Source organism: Pseudomonas sp. B2M1-30 (assembly GCF_025447575.1).
In the GTDB taxonomy this organism is placed as follows: Bacteria; Pseudomonadota; Gammaproteobacteria; order Pseudomonadales; family Pseudomonadaceae; genus Aquipseudomonas; species Aquipseudomonas botevensis.
Window position 1 is genome coordinate 295130 of sequence record NZ_JAOEJT010000004.1, and the last position, 18208, is coordinate 313337.

At 62.8% G+C, this 18208-nt stretch carries 17 protein-coding genes; 10 read left to right on the top strand and 7 right to left on the bottom strand.

Annotation, left to right across the window (positions count from 1 at the left end; all coding sequences use genetic code 11):
- Window positions 1-45 precede the first annotated feature (45 nt).
- Window positions 46-660: an NAD(P)-dependent oxidoreductase gene (locus tag N8H74_RS10830; RefSeq protein ID WP_217832776.1), complete on the top strand. Its 615-nt coding sequence runs from the start codon at window positions 46-48 to the stop codon at window positions 658-660.
- Window positions 661-859: 199 nt separating this feature from the next.
- Here the strand turns inward: N8H74_RS10830 and N8H74_RS10835 are convergent, their stop codons facing one another.
- Window positions 860-1741: a LysR substrate-binding domain-containing protein gene (locus N8H74_RS10835; RefSeq protein ID WP_262147471.1), complete on the bottom strand. Its 882-nt coding sequence runs from the start codon at window positions 1739-1741 to the stop codon at window positions 860-862.
- A gap of 165 nt (window positions 1742-1906) precedes the next feature.
- On the opposite strand from N8H74_RS10835, the gene N8H74_RS10840 reads away from it, so the two are divergent.
- From N8H74_RS10840 to N8H74_RS10865, 6 genes are all read left to right on the top strand, one after another.
- Window positions 1907-3544, top strand: coding sequence for a 5-guanidino-2-oxopentanoate decarboxylase (locus tag N8H74_RS10840; protein ID WP_262147716.1), 1638 nt, complete (start codon window positions 1907-1909; stop codon window positions 3542-3544).
- Entirely contained in the window at window positions 3541-4989 is a 1449-nt protein-coding gene (locus tag N8H74_RS10845) for an aldehyde dehydrogenase family protein (RefSeq protein WP_262147473.1), read from the top strand. Before N8H74_RS10840 ends, N8H74_RS10845 begins: the two co-directional genes overlap by 4 nt.
- Window positions 4990-5206: 217 nt before the next feature.
- On the top strand, window positions 5207-6310 hold the full coding sequence (locus tag N8H74_RS10850; protein ID WP_217832780.1) for an extracellular solute-binding protein: 1104 nt from the start codon (window positions 5207-5209) through the stop codon (window positions 6308-6310).
- An 84-nt stretch (window positions 6311-6394) separates the two neighbouring features.
- Entirely contained in the window at window positions 6395-7303 is a 909-nt protein-coding gene (locus N8H74_RS10855) for an ABC transporter permease (RefSeq protein ID WP_217832781.1), read from the top strand.
- Complete coding sequence (locus tag N8H74_RS10860) at window positions 7300-8148, top strand: ABC transporter permease (protein ID WP_217832782.1); 849 nt, start codon at window positions 7300-7302, stop codon at window positions 8146-8148. Before N8H74_RS10855 ends, N8H74_RS10860 begins: the two co-directional genes overlap by 4 nt.
- A 13-nt stretch (window positions 8149-8161) precedes the next feature.
- Window positions 8162-9217 (top strand): ABC transporter ATP-binding protein, encoded by a 1056-nt coding sequence (locus N8H74_RS10865; protein WP_262147477.1) that lies wholly within the window; start codon window positions 8162-8164, stop codon window positions 9215-9217.
- 187 nt (window positions 9218-9404) lie between these two features.
- On the opposite strand, the gene N8H74_RS10870 is transcribed toward N8H74_RS10865, so the two are convergent.
- The gene (locus N8H74_RS10870) at window positions 9405-10334 is read right to left on the bottom strand and encodes an AraC family transcriptional regulator (RefSeq protein WP_217832784.1); all 930 of its coding nucleotides are present in this window, start codon (window positions 10332-10334) and stop codon (window positions 9405-9407) included.
- Between the two features lie 336 nt (window positions 10335-10670).
- On the opposite strand from N8H74_RS10870, the gene N8H74_RS10875 reads away from it, so the two are divergent.
- Window positions 10671-11024 carry an antibiotic biosynthesis monooxygenase family protein gene (locus N8H74_RS10875; RefSeq protein WP_217832785.1) on the top strand — a complete coding sequence of 118 codons (354 nt, stop codon included), beginning with the start codon at window positions 10671-10673 and terminating at the stop codon, window positions 11022-11024.
- Window positions 11025-11067: 43 nt separating this feature from the next.
- Window positions 11068-11310: a hypothetical protein gene (locus N8H74_RS10880; protein ID WP_262147481.1), complete on the top strand. Its 243-nt coding sequence runs from the start codon at window positions 11068-11070 to the stop codon at window positions 11308-11310.
- On the opposite strand, the gene N8H74_RS10885 is transcribed toward N8H74_RS10880, so the two are convergent.
- Both N8H74_RS10885 and N8H74_RS10890 read right to left on the bottom strand, forming a co-directional pair.
- Window positions 11311-11940 (bottom strand): flavin reductase family protein, encoded by a 630-nt coding sequence (locus N8H74_RS10885; RefSeq protein WP_217832787.1) that lies wholly within the window; start codon window positions 11938-11940, stop codon window positions 11311-11313.
- Between the two features lie 135 nt (window positions 11941-12075).
- The gene (locus N8H74_RS10890) at window positions 12076-12393 is read right to left on the bottom strand and encodes a hypothetical protein (RefSeq protein ID WP_262147483.1); all 318 of its coding nucleotides are present in this window, start codon (window positions 12391-12393) and stop codon (window positions 12076-12078) included.
- A 341-nt stretch (window positions 12394-12734) separates the two neighbouring features.
- Between N8H74_RS10890 and N8H74_RS10895 the strand changes: the two genes are divergently transcribed.
- Window positions 12735-13493 carry a hypothetical protein gene (locus N8H74_RS10895; RefSeq protein WP_217832789.1) on the top strand — a complete coding sequence of 253 codons (759 nt, stop codon included), beginning with the start codon at window positions 12735-12737 and terminating at the stop codon, window positions 13491-13493.
- Window positions 13494-13605: 112 nt separating this feature from the next.
- On the opposite strand, the gene N8H74_RS10900 is transcribed toward N8H74_RS10895, so the two are convergent.
- The 3 genes from N8H74_RS10900 to N8H74_RS10910 form a co-directional block, all read right to left on the bottom strand.
- Entirely contained in the window at window positions 13606-14925 is a 1320-nt protein-coding gene (locus tag N8H74_RS10900; protein ID WP_217832790.1) for an MFS transporter, read from the bottom strand.
- Window positions 14926-15117: 192 nt separating this feature from the next.
- A complete protein-coding gene (locus N8H74_RS10905; protein WP_262147486.1) occupies window positions 15118-16446 on the bottom strand; it encodes a sigma-54 dependent transcriptional regulator in 1329 nt (442 codons plus the stop codon).
- Window positions 16446-18206 (bottom strand): ATP-binding protein, encoded by a 1761-nt coding sequence (locus N8H74_RS10910; protein WP_262147488.1) that lies wholly within the window; start codon window positions 18204-18206, stop codon window positions 16446-16448. The genes N8H74_RS10905 and N8H74_RS10910 overlap by 1 nt, the downstream gene beginning before the upstream one ends.
- Window positions 18207-18208 lie beyond the last annotated feature (2 nt).

An 18208-nucleotide genomic window follows, 5' to 3' on the forward strand; every position in this document is an offset into this window, starting at 1 on the left:
ACCTGTTTATTGATGCACATACACTCAAGCCAACTGGAGAACGTCATGAGCAAGATCGCAATCATCGGAGCCACCGGCCGGGCCGGCAGCCAATTGCTGGAAGAAGCGCTGCGTCGCGGCCATAGCGTCACGGCCATCGCCCGCGACACCTCGAAGATCGGCGTCCGTGCCGGTGTGGTCAGCCAGAATGTCGATGTGCTGGACGCGGCCGCGCTGCAAGCGGTCGTGGCCGGTCACGATGTGGTGATCAGCGCCGCGCATTTCACCACCGTCCCGGCCAGCGCCGTGATTGGCCCGGTGAAGCAGGCCGGCGTGAAGCGCTTGCTGGTCGTGGGCGGGGCCGGTTCGCTGTTGCTGCCGGACGGCACACGGGTGATCGACAGCGCCGGTTTCCCGGCCGAGTACAAGACCGAAGCGAGTGCCGGGGGGGCGTTTCTTGAGGCGTTGCGTCAGGAGCAGGAACTGGACTGGACGTTCCTGTCGCCCTCGGCGCAGTTTGTCGAAGGCGAGCGCAGCGGCGCGTTCCGGGTTGGCAAGGATGACCTGCTGGTGAGTGCCGAAGGGCGTAGCTGGATTACCTTTGCCGATTACGCGATTGCGTTGATCGACGAAGTGGAAACGCCGAAGCATTCGCGGCAGCGGTTTACCGTTGGGTATTGAGTGATCGTGAGGGTGGTGACCGGCTGGAGAATCACCCCCTCACCCCAACCCTCTCCCCCAAGGGGGCGAGGGGGAAGGGAGCTGATCTTCGTGCTTTCCAAAGCCTGAGGTCGGCTCGGAATTTCAGGTCGGTGCAGTTCTCAAGCAACCGACAGTCAGTCCCCCCTCCCCCCGGAGAGAGTCAGGGTGAGGGCAAGCTTCACCGCCGATGGGCCTGCTCCACCAGCCACGTCATCAACTCCCGCAGTTTCGCCGAAGGCTGCTGTTTCTCCGGCATCACCACGTAATACCCCATCCCCGTCCGCACCTTCAGCTCAAACGGCATCACCAGCCGTCCGGCATTCAGGTCGTCGCCGATCAGGGACCAGTCGCCAATCGCCACGCCCGTGCCGTGGGAGGCCATCGACATGGCCTGGTCCAGGGTCTCGAAATGCTGACCGCTGCCAATGTTGCTCAGTTGCAAGTCAGCGGCCTTGAGCCAGACCTTCCAGTCTTGATCGTTATGGGTCGGATGCAGCAGCAAATGCTGTTGCAGATCCGCCGGGACGAGCAATGCCGGCGGGCCTTTGAGCAGCGTCGGCGAACAGACGGGCGTCAGTTGCTCATCGAACAGATGCAGGGCGGTCAACGAGTGGTCCGGTGGCGTGCCGTAGATCACGGCGGCATCGAATTGCTCGCGCTGGAAATCCACCCCATGAGCCAGTGTGGTCGTCAGTTTCACCGGCACATCCGGGCGTTCCCGTTGCCACTGCAAAAGGCGCGGCACCAGCCAGCGCATCGCGCAACTCGGGGCCTTGAGTTGCAGGGTCTGGTGCGTCTGGCCGATTTGCTCCATCCCGTCGCCAATCAGTGCGAACGCCTGTTGCACCCGTGGCAGCCACTCGCGACCCTCGGCGGTCAACTCGAGGCCGCGCGCCAGTCGGATGAACAACTCGTAACCCAGATGATCCTCAAGCCCGGCGATCTGCCGGCTCACCGCGCCCTGGGTGATGTGCAACTGCTCGGCGGCGCGGGTGAAGTTGCAGCACTGCGCAGTGATCAGAAACGTATACAGGGCGGGCAGGGGCGGCAGTCGTTTCATTTGGATCCAAGGTATGACGTGAGGACATGGCTAGTATGACTTTTTATCGATTGTTGCTGCCACCTGCCAACCGTTCAATGAGGCCATCCCACGGGCCGCTGCGAGAGCGAGCAAGCCTGCTTGCGCAGCGGCCCGGTGTCTCAAACGAACAAGAAGGGCAATGACATGGCGACGTGTGGCGAAGTACTGGTCAAGTTACTCGAAGGTTACGGGGTCGAGCAGGTGTTCGGCATTCCCGGGGTGCATACCGTGGAGCTGTATCGCGGGCTGGCCCGTTCGAGCATCAACCACGTCACCCCGCGCCATGAGCAGGGCGCCGGCTTCATGGCCGACGGCTACGCCCGCACCAGCGGCAAACCGGGTGTGTGCTTCATCATCACCGGCCCGGGCATGACCAACATCACCACCGCCATGGGCCAGGCTTATGCTGATTCGATCCCGATGCTGGTGATCTCCAGCGTGCAGACCCGCAACCAGTTGGGCGGCGGTCGCGGCAAGCTCCACGAGTTGCCGAACCAGAGTGCGCTGGTCGGCGGCGTAGCGGCGTTTTCCCACACCCTGATGTCCGCCTCTGAATTGCCCGGTGTCCTGGCCCGCGCCTTTGCGCTGTTCCAGGCCGGGCGTCCGCGTCCGGTGCATATCGAGATTCCGCTGGACGTACTGGTGGAAGAGGCCGATGAGCTGCTCGCCAGTGTCCCGGTCAGCATCGACCGCGCCGGTGCCGCGCCCGGTGCCGTTAACCGCATGGCACAGTTGCTGGCCGGTGCCCGTCGTCCGTTGATCCTCGCCGGTGGCGGCGCGATCGATGCCGCCGCCGAACTCACCGAACTGGCCGAGCTGCTCGACGCCCCGGTGGCGCTGACCATCAACGCCAAAGGCATGTTGCCGTCCAGTCATCCGCTGCTGATCGGTTCGACCCAGAGTCTGGTCGCCACCCGTGCCCTGGTGGCGGATGCCGATGTGGTGCTGGCGATAGGCACGGAACTGGCCGAAACCGATTACGACGTCACCTTCGCCGGTGGCTTCGAGATCCCCGGCAAGTTGCTGCGCATCGACATCGACGCCGACCAGACCGTGCGCAACTACCCGCCGCACGTTGCCCTGGTGGCCGACTCGCGCAACGCCGCGCATGCCCTGTTGACGGCGTTGTCGCACCTGCCGCTGGCCGGACGTCGCAACGATTGGGGCCAGGTGCGCGCCGCGCGTCTGCGCAATGATCTGGCGGCCACCTGGGACGCACCGACCCTGGCCCAGACCCGCTTCCTCGAAACCGTGCTGCATGAGCTTCCGGACGCGGTGTTTGTCGGCGACTCCACGCAACCGGTGTACACCGGCAACCTCACGTTCAACCCAGAGCGTCCGCGCCGCTGGTTCAACTCGTCCACCGGTTATGGCACCCTCGGTTATGCCTTGCCGGCGGCAATCGGCGCGTGGCTCGGTGGCCAGGTCGAGGATGGCGCCCGTCCTCCGGTGGTCTGCCTGATCGGTGACGGCGGCCTGCAATTCACCCTGCCGGAGCTGGCCAGTGCCGTGGAAGCGCGCACCCCGGTGATCGTCCTGCTGTGGAACAACCAGGGCTACGAAGAGATTAAGAAATACATGGTCAACCGCGCCATCGAACCGGTCGGCGTGGACATCTACACCCCGGATTTCATTGGTGTCGCCAAGGCCCTGGGCTGCGCGGCGGAGTCGATCCATACGGTCGAACAACTGCGCGGCGCGTTGCGTGCCGCCGCCGACCGGCAAGGCCCGAGCGTGATTGAGATCGATCAGACCCAATGGATGAAGGCGGTGGCCAAATGAGCTTTCCAACAACCCTCGACGGCCTCTACATCAATGGCCAATGGTCCGCCGGTGATGAACATCTGCGCGTCATCAACCCGGCCACCGAAGCGCTGCTGACCACGGTCAATGGCGGTGACGAACGCGCGGTCGGGCAAGCGGTGAGCGCCGCCAGCGAAGCGTTCAAGTCGTGGTCGCAAACCACCGGCGCCGAGCGCGGGGCGATCCTGCGCAACATCGCCAACGGCGTGCGCAACGGTCGCGATCACCTGATGAAGTTGCAGTCGAGCAACAACGGCAAACCGCAATTCGAAGCGGCCATCGACGTCGATGACGTGATCGCCACGTTCGAGTATTACGCCGAACTCGCCGAAGGCCTCGACGGCAAACAGGACAGCAACGTGCCGCTGCCCAGCGACGATTTCAGCGCGCGTCTGCGTCGTGAGCCGTGCGGCGTGGTCGGGCTGATCGTGCCGTGGAATTTTCCGATGGTCACCACGGCCTGGAAACTCGCCCCGGCGTTGGCAGCAGGCTGCTGCGTGGTGCTCAAGCCTTCCGAGGTCACGCCGCTGCCGGAACTGGAGCTGGCCGCGATCATCGCCGAGGCCGGTCTGCCGGACGGCGTGTTCAACCTGGTGTGCGGCACCGGTCTGGCGGTCGGTGCGCCGCTGTCGGCGGACCCGCGCATTGCCAAAATTTCCTTCACCGGCAGCAACGCGGTCGGTGTGCAAGTGATGCAGCGTGCCGCTGAAACCGTAAAGGGTGTGAGCCTGGAGCTGGGTGGCAAATCCTCGCTGCTGGTGCTGGCCGATGCCGACCTCGATCTGGCGGTGGAGCTGGCGTGCGGCGGCGCGTTCTTCAACGCCGGGCAAATGTGCTCGGCCACCAGTCGGGTGCTGGTCGCCGATGAGCTGGCGGATGAGTTTCTGATGCGCCTCAAGTCGCGAGCGGAAAAAATTCGCGTGGCTGACCCGTTCGACCCGGACGTCGAGATGGGCGCACTGGTCAATCAGGCGCAGTACCAGCGAGTGCTGGGCCACATCGATCGCGGTTTGAGTGCTGGAGCGAAGCTGGTGTGTGGCGGCAATCGTCCCGCCGAACTGTCGCGCGGCTATTTTTTGCAGCCGACGGTGTTCACCGACGTGCCCCTCGACAGTGCGCTGTGGTGCGAAGAGATTTTCGGGCCGGTGGTGTGCGTGCGCAGTTTCAGCAGCGAAGCCGAGGCGATCGCCCTGGCCAATGACAGCCGTTTCGGCCTGGTGGCCAGCGTCGTGAGCCGCGATGGCGAGGCGGCGGATCGCGTCGCCAATGCCTTGCAGGCCGGGCTTGTGTGGCTCAACGCGCCGCAGGTGATTTTCCCGCAGACGGCGTGGGGCGGTTACAAGCAGAGCAGCATCGGCCGCGAATTGGGGCCGTGGGGCCTGGCGGCATTTCAGGAAATCAAACACGTTGTTCGGGCGCTCTGAGCGCCCGAAAAAGGTGAGCGCGTGCCTCGCAACGAGGCATGCGTCGGCGTCATGGCTTCAATGAGTTTTTATCGATAGTCAGGTGTTTTGCACGACCTCAGGATGAACCCGCCGGCAGCGTTGAAGCCCTTGTGAAACGGAGCTTTCAGCGGACCCGGCCGCGCGGATGCAACGGTTGCGACCAACCTCATACTTAAAAGAACAAAGGGAGTCCTTCATGGGCAAGCATGATCTGAACAGGCGTCAATTCATTAAAACCGTCGGCGTGGCTTCCGTGGCTGCGGCCGCCATGAGCATGCCCTTCATCGGGGCCCGCGCCAGCGACACCCGGTTCGCCGGCAAGACCCTGCGTTTGCTGACCTGGTCGGATGACACCGGCCTCGCCGCACTGCGCAACATCGCCGCCACGTTCGAAGCCAAGACCGGTGCCAAAGTGATCGCCGACCGCACGGGCAGCACGTCGGAAATGGTCGCCAAGCTCAAGGCCGGCGGTGATCGTCCGCAGTACGACATCATCACCCTGGCCGGGGTCGGCGCCGAAGGCCTGGCCGCCGCCGGACTGCTGGAAAAGCCTGACCTGAACCGCATCCCCAACCTGATCGACGTGCCGGAGAAATACCGCACCGGCGCCAACGGGCACGGCATCGGTTACCTGCTGTGGTGCAACAGTCTGGTGTACAGCACCCGCACCCAGAAAGAAGTGCCGGACAGTTACGCCGCGCTGTGGGATGCCGATCTGGCGCCGAACATCTTCCTGCCGCCGCCAAACTGGACCGAGGCGATGGACCTGATCATCATCGCCGCCAAACTCGCCGGCGGTGACGAGCACAACATCGAGCCGGGCTTCAAGAAACTCGCCGAACTCAAGGACCGCGTGGTGACGCTGGGCGAAAACCCGAACCAGATTGCCGAGCTGTTCCGCACCGGTTCGCTGGACATGGGCGGCCTGTACGCACCGGCGTTTTTCCCCAAGCAGATCCGCGACCCGAATTACGGGCTGGGCGCCACGTTCGGCATGAAGGAAGGCTTCTACACCGACCTGATGCTGTCGGTGATGCCGAAAAACCGTCCCGGCGACACCGACCTCGCTTACGCCTTCATCGACCACTCCCTCGACCCGCTGGTGCAGGGCAAGATGGCCGAGGACATCTTCAACGGTCCGGTCAATGCCAAGGCGATCATTTCCGCCGAGGCTCGCAAGAGCCCGTTCATCCTAACCCCTGAGCAAATTGCCGAGAAGGCGATCATGCACGACAACGCCTTCCTGGCCACCGTGCATGACCAGTGGATTCGTCGCTATACGGAAATCTTTTCTTCCTGACGCAGGCCTCCCACGCGCCGCACGTTCACTGTGGGAGCGGGCGGTGTCTGGGAGATCCGTTTTCCATTGACGAGATCATTTGCTATGGAACATCAATCCCTGACTCAACCCGTCGGTGCGGGTGACGTGCGCGTGGCGCGCAGTGTTTCGCCGACCGCGCGGGCGTGGTTTTTTCTCACGCCTTCGATGCTGTTTCTCGGTGTGCTGATTGCCGCCAGCCTGCTGGTGCTGCGCATGAGCATCGGCACCAAGGGCGCGGAGTGGACGGGCTTCAGCCTCGCCAGCTACGCGCAACTGCTCGAACCCTATTACCTCAAGTCGTTGCTGCTGACCTTGCGTCTGGCGCTGATCAGCGCGGTGATCGCGGTGCTGCTGGCAATCCCGGTGGCCTACACCATGTCGCGCCTGACCTCGCCGTTGGTGCGGCGGATCTTTCTGGCGGCGGTGCTGCTGCCGCTGCTGGTCAACCTGCTGCTGCAAAGCTACGGCTGGCTGGTGATCCTCGGCCCCGGCGGCATGCTCAACCAGACCTTGATGGGGCTGGGGCTGATCAAGCGGCCGATCATGCTGCTGTACAACCAGAACGGCGTGCTGATGGGGCTGGTGCAGACGGCTTTCCCCTTGGCGGTATTGCCGATTGCCAGTGCCATGCGCGGTGTCTCGCGCTCGTATGAAGAAGCCGCCGCGACCCTCGGTGCCAGCCGTTTGCAGGTGTTCCGCCAAGTGGTCTTGCCGATGAGTCTGCCGGGCATCATCACCGGCGCGACCCTGGTGTTCGCCTACAACGCCAGCAGTTTTGTGGTGCCTTTGTTGCTGGGTGGCCGACGGGTGCCGATGCTGGCGGTGATGGTGCATGACCAGATCGCCCCGTTGATGAACTGGCCCGCCGCATCCGCTGCCGGCGTGGTGCTGATCGTCACCACCCTGGCGATCATGACCCTGTCCGAATACATCACCGGCCGTCGCCGGCGTCTGCTGGAGGCTTCGCAATGAGTGTCCTGACCAAGAAGCGCATGACGTTGCTGCCCGGCGACACCGGCAAGTTCGCCGGCATCCTGTCCGGGTTCATTCTGCTGCTGGCGGTGTTGCCGATCCTGACCATGATCGTCATGTCGTTCAGCGGCGCCTCGACCCTGGACTTCCCGCCGAGCAGCTACAGCCTGCAATGGTACAAAGCGGCATGGCATACCTTCGTTTCGCCGGATGCCAGCGATGTGCTGAGCCTGGGCCAGGCCATGGGCACCAGTCTGCTGGTGTCGTGCCTGACCATGATCTTCGCCACGCTGATCGCGGTGCCGGCGGCGTACGCGCTGACCCGTTGCGAGTTCCGGGGCAAGGCTGTGGCGCTGCAACTGATGTCACTGCCGCTGGTGTTTCCGATGGTGGTGCTGGGCCTGGCGTTGTTGCTGGTGTTCGACAGCCTGCCGTTCCACATGACCACCTCGCGACTGGTGATCGCCCACGTGATTCTGGCGTTGCCGTTCGTGGTGAAGAACTGCACGGCGGCCATGCTCTCCATCGGCAGCGAAGTCGAGGAGGCGGCGCAGATGCTGGGGGCTTCGCCGCTGCGGGCGATCATCGATGTGGTGGTGCCGCTGATGAAGTCGGGAATCCTGGCGGGCATGCTGCTGGCGTTCATCGTTTCGTTCAATGAATTCACCGTCACCTATTTCCTCTACACCATCGACGTCATGACCGTGCCGATCTGGATGTACAGCCGCACCGTGTCATCGCTCGACCCTACCGTGTTCTCGTTTGCCGTGCTGATCGTGCTGATCGACTTCGTCCTGATCTGGGCGTTGGAGAAGCTGGTGGGCGAGGGCGGCGTTTCCTTTTGATTTGAGGTGCAACATGACTGGTCTGATTCTGGAAAACGTCGAGAAACATTACGGCTCGGCTTGCGCGGTAAAAGACGTCAACCTGCATTTGCCGGAAGGCAAACTGGTGTGCTTCCTGGGGCCTTCGGGCTGTGGCAAGACCACACTGCTGCGGATGATCGCCGGCCTCGAAACCCTCACTGGCGGCGAGATTCGCCTGGACGGCGAGGACATCGGTCACACGCCGGCGCACCTGCGCAATTTCGGTATGGTGTTCCAGTCGCTGGCACTGTTCCCGCACATGACGGTCGGCGAAAACATCGCCTATCCGCTGAAGCTGCGCGGGGTGGCCAAGGCCGAGCAACAGGCGCGGGTGGTGGAATTGCTTGAGCTGATTCAACTGCAACCGATGATCGACCGCCCGGTGGCCAAGCTGTCCGGCGGCCAGCGTCAGCGCGTGGCGATTGCCCGGGCGATTGCCTCGCACCCGAAAATCCTCCTGCTCGATGAACCGCTGTCGGCCCTGGACGCCAAACTGCGGGAGTCGATGCAAGTGGAAATCCGCCAGCTGCAACAGCGCCTGAACATCACCACGATCATGGTCACCCACGACCAGCGCGAAGCCATGACCATGGCTGACATCGTTGTCGTACTGGGCGAGCATCGGGTGCAGCAGGTGGGAACGCCGATCGAAATCTACCGGCATCCGGCCAACGAGTTCGTTGCCGACTTCATCGGCTCGGGCAACATTTTCCCGGCCACTGCGCTGGGCGATGGCAAGGTCGGTCTGCCGGGCGGCGACGCGCTGCAAGTGCCGATCTGCAGCAGCATTGTGGTCGGGCAGAAAGTGAAGATGTTGATTCGTCCGGAAGACCTGCAACTGTCCGCCCCCCAGGCCACGGCGGGCAACCGCCTGCTGGGCAAGGTGACGTTCGTGCGGGACATCGGCGCGACCATCGAGACCACGGTGGAGTGTTCCGGGGTGACCTTTACCGCGTTGAGTACGCCGTGTCAGGGGATCGGCTTGGGGGTGGGGCATCCGGTGTCGGTGACGTTGCCGAGTGAGGCGTGTCGGGTGTTGGGCGCTTAATAGTGAGTTGCCCCCGAATCCCCCTCACCCCAGCCCTCTCCCCACGGGAGAGGGAGCCGACCGAGGTGTTTATTCGAGGTACATCGACCTGAAAAATCAAGGTGAACTCAAGGTTGAAAACAACAGAGATCGGCTCTCTTTCCCCCTCGCCACCTTGGGGAAGAGGGCCGGGGTGAGGGGGTAGCTTTTAGACCGTCAACCGCAAGCGCGCCAGATCCCGCAACGGCGGTGCCCCGAACAACCGGCTGTATTCCCGGCTGAACTGTGAAGGGCTTTCGTACCCGACCCGATACCCCGCCGCCGACGCTTCCAGCCCTTCGGCGAGCATCAGGCGCCGCGCCTCTTGCAGGCGCAGTTGTTTCTGATATTGCAGCGGACTCATCGCCGTCATCGCCTTGAAACGGTGATGCAGGGTCGACACGCTGAGGTTCACTTCCTTGGCCAGATCATCAATGCGCAGCGGCTGCTCGAAGTTGCCGTTGAGCCATTTGATCGCCTGGCTGATGCGATGGCTCTGGCTGTTGGCGATGGCAATTTCGTACAGGCGATGACCCTGCGGGCTGCGCAACAGGCGATAAAGAATTTCCCGACGGATCAACGGCGCGAGCATGGCGATGTCTTTCGGTGCGTCGAGCAGCCGGGCCAGGCGCAGCACCGCGTCGAGCATGGCGCTGTCGATCCTTTCGACATACAGACCGCGCCCGGTCGGCCGGGTGGGCACGCCCATGGGGCCGGCATCGGCGATCAGCGCGGTGATTTCCGCCGGGTCGATGTCCAGGCGCACGGCGAGAATCGGCTCCTCCGGCGAGACGTTCACCACCCGTCCGCTCAGCGGCATGGAAACCGAGACCACCAGGTAATTCAGCGGGTCATAATTGAAGTATTCATCGACCAGCCGCACCTCTTTGCGTCCCTGGGCCATGATGCACAACGCTGGCTGCGCGAGCACCGGGGCGAAGTCGTGGGATTTGGTGTGACGCGACATGACCAGCGAACCGACGGCGGTGGCATAACTGCCATCCTCCGAGGTGTTGCGGCGGATGATCGCCGCCAGTTCTGCGCGCTGTTTTTCCATGTCGGCATCGGGAGGAGCTTGAAAATGATCGAATGACGTCATGCGCGGCATCCTCGGCAAGGGCGGTGGAATGGGGCAGAGCATAAGTTTGTGCAAGCCGGAGCGGTAGACACATCCTGCGAAATGCTTGCCTGATTCTGCACGGGCTGAAAGTTGTTGCCAGTCATGTCAGGAGGCAGGCGGGCAAACTTGCTTGAAACTCGTATGACGAAACCGTGAACCTTTTTACAGGTTGTTACAGGTGCTGAATGAAGTCTCGCAGGATTGTGCAACGCGTCGGCAGGAATCGACTAACGGCGCGGGTGACCCGGCCCTTAACCTTGGATCCTGTCGCAGCCCGTCCCCCGGCTGCCTCGCGACTCCCTGGGAGGGTTGAACATGTCCAAGCAAATCCCCGTCAGTCATATGGCCTTCGTTCGAGCGCGCGCCGGGCGCTCGGCGGAACTCGGCGTGCGCCTCAGCACGCTGATCGAACCATCCCGCGCCGCCGCCGGTTGCCTGAGTTTCTCCCTGCAGCATTCGCAGGGTGATCCCGAGTTGTGGCTGGTGTCCGGGTTCTGGAGCAACCAGCAAGCGATGACCGCGTACTTCGGCAGCCCGCAGATGGAAATTTTTGCCGAGCTGGTGCAGGACCTTGTGGTCAACAGTCTTGATTTCCACACCTTCAAAGACGTCTCGGCGGCGCAGGCCCTGGGCCAGTGTCGCGCGCCGATACACAAACTCGCCGGTTGAGGGTTTAATGACCGGCTTATTTGACTGAGCCAGGACCTGCGACATGGCACGTAAAGAGTTCGAACACTTCGAAGCGGTTTCCGCTGTAGTTCCCGTCGAGTTGGGCAGCAACAAGGGTTATCACGCGGCAATCGCGGTCAAGGCCCTGGTCGACGGCGGCGCGCCGCGCTTTCACAAACTGCTGGACGAGCAGGTGTTTCCCGGCGCCATCGCTGCCGACGAAGCCGCCATCAAGGAGCTGGATCGCCTGCAGGGCGTCACTGATGACGCCGAGCTGATCTGGTAATTACTTGACCGCACCCGGTCGCCACATCTTGAACAATGCCTCTGGCCCCAGCTGGAAATAATCCGCCGGCCCGCCGCCGCGCAGAATCGGTTCTGCGGCGGCGGTGTCGTAGATGCCGTCCTTCAACAGCCATTTGGCGATGTGCACGGCGACCACTTCGCCGAGCACCAGCCAGCTCGGCACCGTCTCGCCGTCCGCGCGCTGCAATTGAATGATCTGGGTGACCTTGCATTCGAAGGACACCGGGCTCTCGGCCACGCGCGGCACGCCAATCACTTTCGACGCCACCGGCGTCAACCCCGCCAATTCAAATTCGTTGACCTCGGGACCGACCATCGCGCAGCTCTGATTCATCTGCTCGGCCAGCGGCCGGGTGGCGAGGTTCCAGACGAATTCGCCGGTCTGCTCGATGTTGTTCAGGCTGTCTTTGCGCCCGACGCTGGAGAAACCGATGATCGGTGGAATGTAGTTGAAGGCGTTGAAGAAACTGTACGGCGCCAGGTTCAGCCGGCCGTCGGCATCCTGCGAGGAAATCCAGCCGATGGGGCGCGGGCCGACGATGGCGTTGAACGGATCGTGGGGCAGCCCGTGGCCGTTGGCGGGTTCGTAGAAATGGATGTCATCGGACATGGCGGGTGATCCTGGAGGCGTTCGGAGGTGGGCAATAGTGCAAGCGCCTTGCGGCAATTTCCAGTCGATCATTAACGCGGGCTTCAGAAAACACTAAGCCCGGCCGAAGCCGGGCTGTGATGAGCATAGAGAGGATTAGCTGATGGCGGCGGCGGTGCCGGTTTTGTCGAAGCCGTCTGCAGCGATGGCGTTGGCGGTGCCGGTTTTGTCGAAGCCGTCTGCAGCGATGGCGTTGGCGGTGCCGGTTTTGTCGAAGCCGTCTGCAGCGATGGCGTTGGCGGTGCCGGTTTTGTCGAAGCCATCAGCGGCGTAGGTGCCCGAGTGGCTGCTTTCGATGGCGGCGCTGGCTTCGGAGGTGAAGGACGCGGAGCCGGTCTTGTCGTAGCCGTCGGCGGCGAAAGTGTTGGCGGCCAGTACGGACAGGGTCAGGGCGAGGATCAGTTTGGTTTTCATCTTCTTTACTCCAGGTTCGTTGGCAGGTGTGTCTGCATGGGTTTCATGCTACGCCAAATAAATTGATTAAAAAGCGCAAAATAACGGTAAAAAATATCGATTAAGTAGATGTTAAGGGCGACGCATTGAATTCGCTTTCGTTGAGAGGCGAACGTCGCGCAGGTAATCGATCAGGTGAGTGCAGAATGCGGGGCGAGCATTAATGGGGGATTAATCGCCGTTTTTGCGTTGGGTGACAGATTTTTCATACTTTGCCGACCGCTTTTTCACCGCTGCAACGCCAGTCTGCCCACGGCCAGAAAACCAAGAACCGGCCGTCATACACTGGAGCTTTGCCTGCAATGAACAAACTGCCTCAAATCACCCTGGCGTTCTGGGTCATGAAAATCTGCGCGACGACCCTGGGGGAAACTGCGGGGGATTTGCTGTCGATGACCCTCAACGTCGGCTACGCCATCAGCTCGCTGATTCTGATCAGCGTGTTCGTCCTGACCCTGGTCACGCAGTTGATGGCCAAGACCTACAAGCCGATGCTGTACTGGATCGTGATCCTGTCCACCAGCACCGCCGGCACCACCATGTCCGACTTCATGGATCGCACCCTGGAACTGGGCTACGCCACCGGCTCGATGATCCTGATCGCGATTCTGCTGGCGATCTTCGCTGCGTGGCGTCTGAGTGGCGATTCGCTCAACGTCAGCAAAGTGCAGAGCTTTCGCGGCGAGATGTTCTATTGGATGGCGATCCTGTTTTCCAACACTCTGGGCACCGCGCTTGGCGACTATCTGGCCGACGACTCGGGCCTGGGTTTCGCCGGTGGCGCGCTGCTGATCGGTTCGGCCATCGGCGTGGTCGTGTTGCTCAAGTACCTGACGAAGATGTCCTCAGTGCTGCTGTTCTGGGTGGCCTTCGTGCTGACCCGGCCGTTCGGCGCAACCCTGGGCGACTTCCTGACCAAATCCCATGAGAAGGGCGGCCTGGACTTCGGCACCATCGGTTCGTCGGCGGTGCTGGCGGGGATTCTGGTGGTGATGATCGGCGGGGCGGCCTATGCGCAGAAGCGTTATGGCAGCAATCGCAACGCTGCTGAATTGACCTGAAACCGCGCGAGCAAGCCTGTTTCCACATGAGCGCTGTAAGGCCCTTGTAGGAGCGGGCTTGCCCGCGAAGAGGTCCGTACAGTCACCGTTGCAGTGACTGCGCAAACCTCTCTCAGTCAGTCACGATCCGCGAATGTTTGCGGGTGTCTTTCATGGTGATGTACACCAGCAACGACACCGCGATGCACGCGGTCACGTACCAGTAGTAGCCGGTTTCCATGCCGATGCTCTTGAACCACAGCGCGATGTATTCAGCGGTGCCGCCGAAGATCGACACGGTCAGTGCGTACGGCAGGCCGACGCCCAGGGCGCGGATTTCGGTCGGGAACAGTTCGGCTTTCACCACAGCGTTGATCGAGGTGTAGCCGCTGACGATGATCAGCGCCGCCATGATCAGGAAGAACGCGCCCCACCAGGTCTGGATGGTGTGCAGGGTCATCAGGATCGGCACGGTGAAAATCGTGCCCAGCACGCCGAAGGCGATCAGGATCGGACGACGGCCGATCTTGTCCGACAGACCGCCGATGATCGGCTGCAGGCACATGAACAGGAACAGCGTGGCGGCAGAAATGGTGGTGGAGTCGGAGATGCTCATGCCGACCGTGTTCACCAGGTATTTCTGCATGTAGGTGGTGTAGGTGTAGAACGCCAGCGTACCGCCCATGGTCAGGCCGACCACGGTGAGCAGCTCTTTCGGATGGCGCAGCAAGGTGCGCATCGCGCTTTCCTTGGATTTCTCTTTCTTGGTGAACGACTCGGTTTCTTCCATGCCGCGACGCAGGTACAGCGCGACGATCGCACACAGCGCGCCGATGGCGAACGGGATGCGCCAGCCCCATGCGTACAGCTCGTCAGAGGTGAGGAATTGTTGCAGCACGATCAGCACGCCCAGCGCGATGAGCTGGCCGGAGATCAGGGTCACGTACTGGAAGCTGGAGAAGAAGCCGCGACGTTCCTTGGTCGCCATCTCCGACAGGTAGGTCGCCGAGGTGCCGTATTCGCCACCGACCGACAGGCCTTGCAGCAGACGGGCGAACACCAGCAGGATCGGCGCGCCGACACCGATGGTTTCATAGCCCGGGCTCAGGGCGATGATCAGCGAGCCGAAGCACATCAGGTACACCGAAGCCATCAGCGCTTTCTTGCGCCCGACCTTGTCGGCGTACAGCCCCATCAGCCAGCCACCGATCGGACGCATCAGGAAGCCCACGGCGAAGATCGCGGCGGTGTTCAGCAGTTGGGCGGTGGTGTCGCCTTTGGGGAAAAAGACTTTGGCGAAGTACAGCGAGAAGGCGGCGTAGACGTACCAGTCATACCACTCGACCATGTTGCCGACGGAACCGCTGAAGATCGACTTGATCCGGCTCGCGGTGGTTTTTTCTTTTGCCGGCACGGCAGCCGACCCAAGAGGCAGGGCGTTGGAGTTATCCATTGAAGGATCCTTCGTTTAATTGTTTTTGTGGAGCGCGTGGGAACGCAGCCTGCGAGGGCTATAGCAGGAGGTGTGCCAACGGGGAGAGGGCCGGTTTAGAGGGGGTAAGGGAATCGGGTGAGCGGAATATTGCCGAGGTATTGGACTGGGTGAGCGGATTTCCGCTTATCGGGTGCGGCGTCAGAAGCCCCCTCACTCAGCCAAAAACATCTCCCGGCTCAACCCATGCCGCTGCATCTTTTCATTGAACGTGCGCCTGGGCAGTTGCAGCTCTTCAAGCACCGCCTTCACATCACCCTTGTGCCGGGTCAGCGCCGCCCGCAGACACTGCGCCTCGAACGCCTCCTGCTGGGCAGCCAGCGACTGCCCCGGATCGATTCCCGGTGCCGGTTCGTCCAGCCCCAGGACCTGGCGCTCGGCGACGTTCGCCAGTTCGCGCACGTTGCCCGGCCAGTCGTGCCCGAGCAGGTGACTCAACTGCGCCCCGCTCAGTGGCGGAAAGGTCCGGCCCAGGCGTTCGGCGGCGCTGTGGGCGAAGGCTTCGAACAGCAGCGGAATGTCTTCGCGCCGCTCACGCAGCGGTGGCAGGCGCAGTTCGGCGACGTTCAGGCGATAGGCGAGGTCTTCGCGAAAACGCCCGGCCCGGGCTTCATCGAGCAAGTCCGGTTTGGTCGCCGCGACGATCCGCAGGTCCACGCGAATGCTCTGGTTCGATCCCAGCCGTTCGAGTTTCTGCTCCTGCAACACCCGCAGCAGTTTCACCTGCTGGGCCAGCGGCATGCTTTCGATTTCGTCGAGGAACAACGTGCCGCCGTCGGCGTATTCCAGCTTGCCGATGCGTTTGCCCGACGCGCCGGTGAACGCGCCGCTTTCGTGGCCGAACAGTTCGGCTTCGAACAATTGCTCGGGGATGGCCGCGCAGTTCAGCGCCACGAACGGTTTGTCCGCACGCGGGCCGAAGTCATGCAGGCAGCGGGCGACTAGTTCCTTGCCGCTGCCGGTTTCGCCACGGATCAGCACGTTGACGGGCAGCGTCGCCAGGTCCAGCACCTGCCGGCGCAAGGTCTGCAAGCCACGGGAGACCCCCAGCAGCGTCGCATCGAGTCGGGCACGGTTGTCGGCCTGTTCGTGCAGGGCGCGGTTTTCCAGGACCAGACGGCGCTTGTCCAGCGCCCGGCGCAGGCTGCCGAGCAGGGTTTCCGGGCTGAAGGGTTTTTCCAGGAAGTCATAGGCGCCGTCGCGCATCGCCTCGACCGCCATTGGCACATCGCCATGGCCGGTCAGCAGAATCACCGGCAGATCGGCATCCCGTCGCTGCACTTCGGCGAGCAACTCCAGGCCGCTGAGACCGGGCATGCGCACGTCGCTGAGGATCACCCCGGGAAAATGCCTGGGCAGCGCCGCCAGGCATTCTTCGGCGCGGCTGAACAGTTGCACCTCGAACCCGGACAGGCTCAGCCATTGTTCGACGGCGCTACGGATGCTGCTTTCGTCGTCGACCACCATCACCGAATTGAGCATCAGATGTGCGCCTCCAGATCGATCGGCAAGGTCAGGCTGAACACCGCGCCGACGCTGCCATTGTCGGCGCTCAGGCGGCCGCCGGACTCATGGACGATAGCAAACGAGACTGCCAGTCCCAGGCCCAGCCCGTCACCCACCGGTTTGGTGGTGAAAAACGGATCGAACACCTGCCCCAGGTGTTCTTCGGCGATGCCGGGGCCGTTGTCGATGACACTCAGGCGCCACAGTTGCTCATCGGCTTCCAGGCGGACTTCCAGACGCTTGCAAGTGGTGTCGTGCATCGCATCAAGCGCGTTGCGCAGCAGGTTGATCAGCACTTGCTCCAGACGGATCGCATCGCCGCGAACCCAGGCCGGGCGGGTCAGGTGCAGCACCAGGCTGACCTGTTCGTCGCGTATCCGCGTATCGAGCAATTGCAGGGCCTGATCGACCACGGTTGCCAGATCCAGACGTTCGCGCAAGCCGCTGGGACTTTTGCGGGCGAAGGTTTTCAGGTGGCCGGTGAGGGCCGCCATGCGGGTGAGCATGTCATCCACCGGTTTGAGCGCCTTGTAGGCATCGTCCACCCGGCCATGGTCGAGCAACAGGCGCAGGGTCGCCAGTTGCATGCGCTGGGCGGTCAGCGGCTGGTTGATTTCGTGGGCCAGCGCCGCCGACATCTGCCCCAGCGCCGCCAGTTTGGCCGATTGCACCAGACCATCCTGGGCGGTACGCAAATCGCGGGTGCGTTCTTCGACCAGACGTTCCAGCTCCGCGCGACTGCGCTGGCGCATCTTCGCCAGACGCCAGCGCTGGTTGAGAAACAGCAACAGAAACACCAGCGCCAGCCACACGCCGGCGGCGGCGAGTCCAGCGTTGCGCAGATCCTCGAAAGCCACTCTGGCCGGGCGCAGCAGATGCAGGGTCCAGCCTTCGGCGGCCAGTGGCAGGGACTCCCACAGATAATCCGCCGTACCCGTCGGGCCTTCGACCCGGGCCAGATCGCTGTTCTCGTCGAAGCGTCGCAGCGACAAGTGGGTCAGCGGCACCAGCGCCTGTTTGTCGTACTGGCGGGTGGTCTTGATTTCGGCGTGATCGCCCGGGCTCAGCGGTCGCAACAGGCGATAGCGCCAGCCGGGCTGGTTGGCGATGAAGATGATTCCGCGTGCGTCGCTGACCAGCAGGGTGTCGCTGCCCTGGCTCCATTCGCGCTCCAGTTCCGGGAATTCCAGCTTGACCACCATCGCCCCGAGAAACTCGTCGTTGTCGCCAAGCACCGCGCTGGACAGGAAGTAACCGGGAATTCCGCTGGTCACCCCGACGGCGTAGAAGCGTCCGCTGCCCTGGGTGCGGGTCTGGCTGAAATACGGGCGAAAGCCGTAGTTGTGGCCGACATAACTGCTGGGCAGGCGCCAGTTGCTGGCGGCCACCGCGAGGCCGGTGTGGTCGAGCAGTTCGAGGGTCGAGGACTGCGCCGCGCCGTTGATCTTTTCCAGTTTCAGGTTGAGCGCCGCTTGCTGCTCGGCATCGACCGGGCCGCGCAGGGCCGCACGCAATTGCGGGTCCAGCGCCAGTACGGCGGGGAGGGCACGGTAACGGTCGATCAGGGTATGCAGCGAGTTGGCGTACAGCGCCAGTTGCTGACTGGCCCGGGCGGCGTCCTCTTCCTGCGCCTGACGCTCGGCATGGCGCACGGCCAGGGTCGCGGCGATGGCGGCGCCGGCAATGATCAGCAGGGTATACAACGACAGACGCAAGGTACGGGAAGTCGGAGGCATGC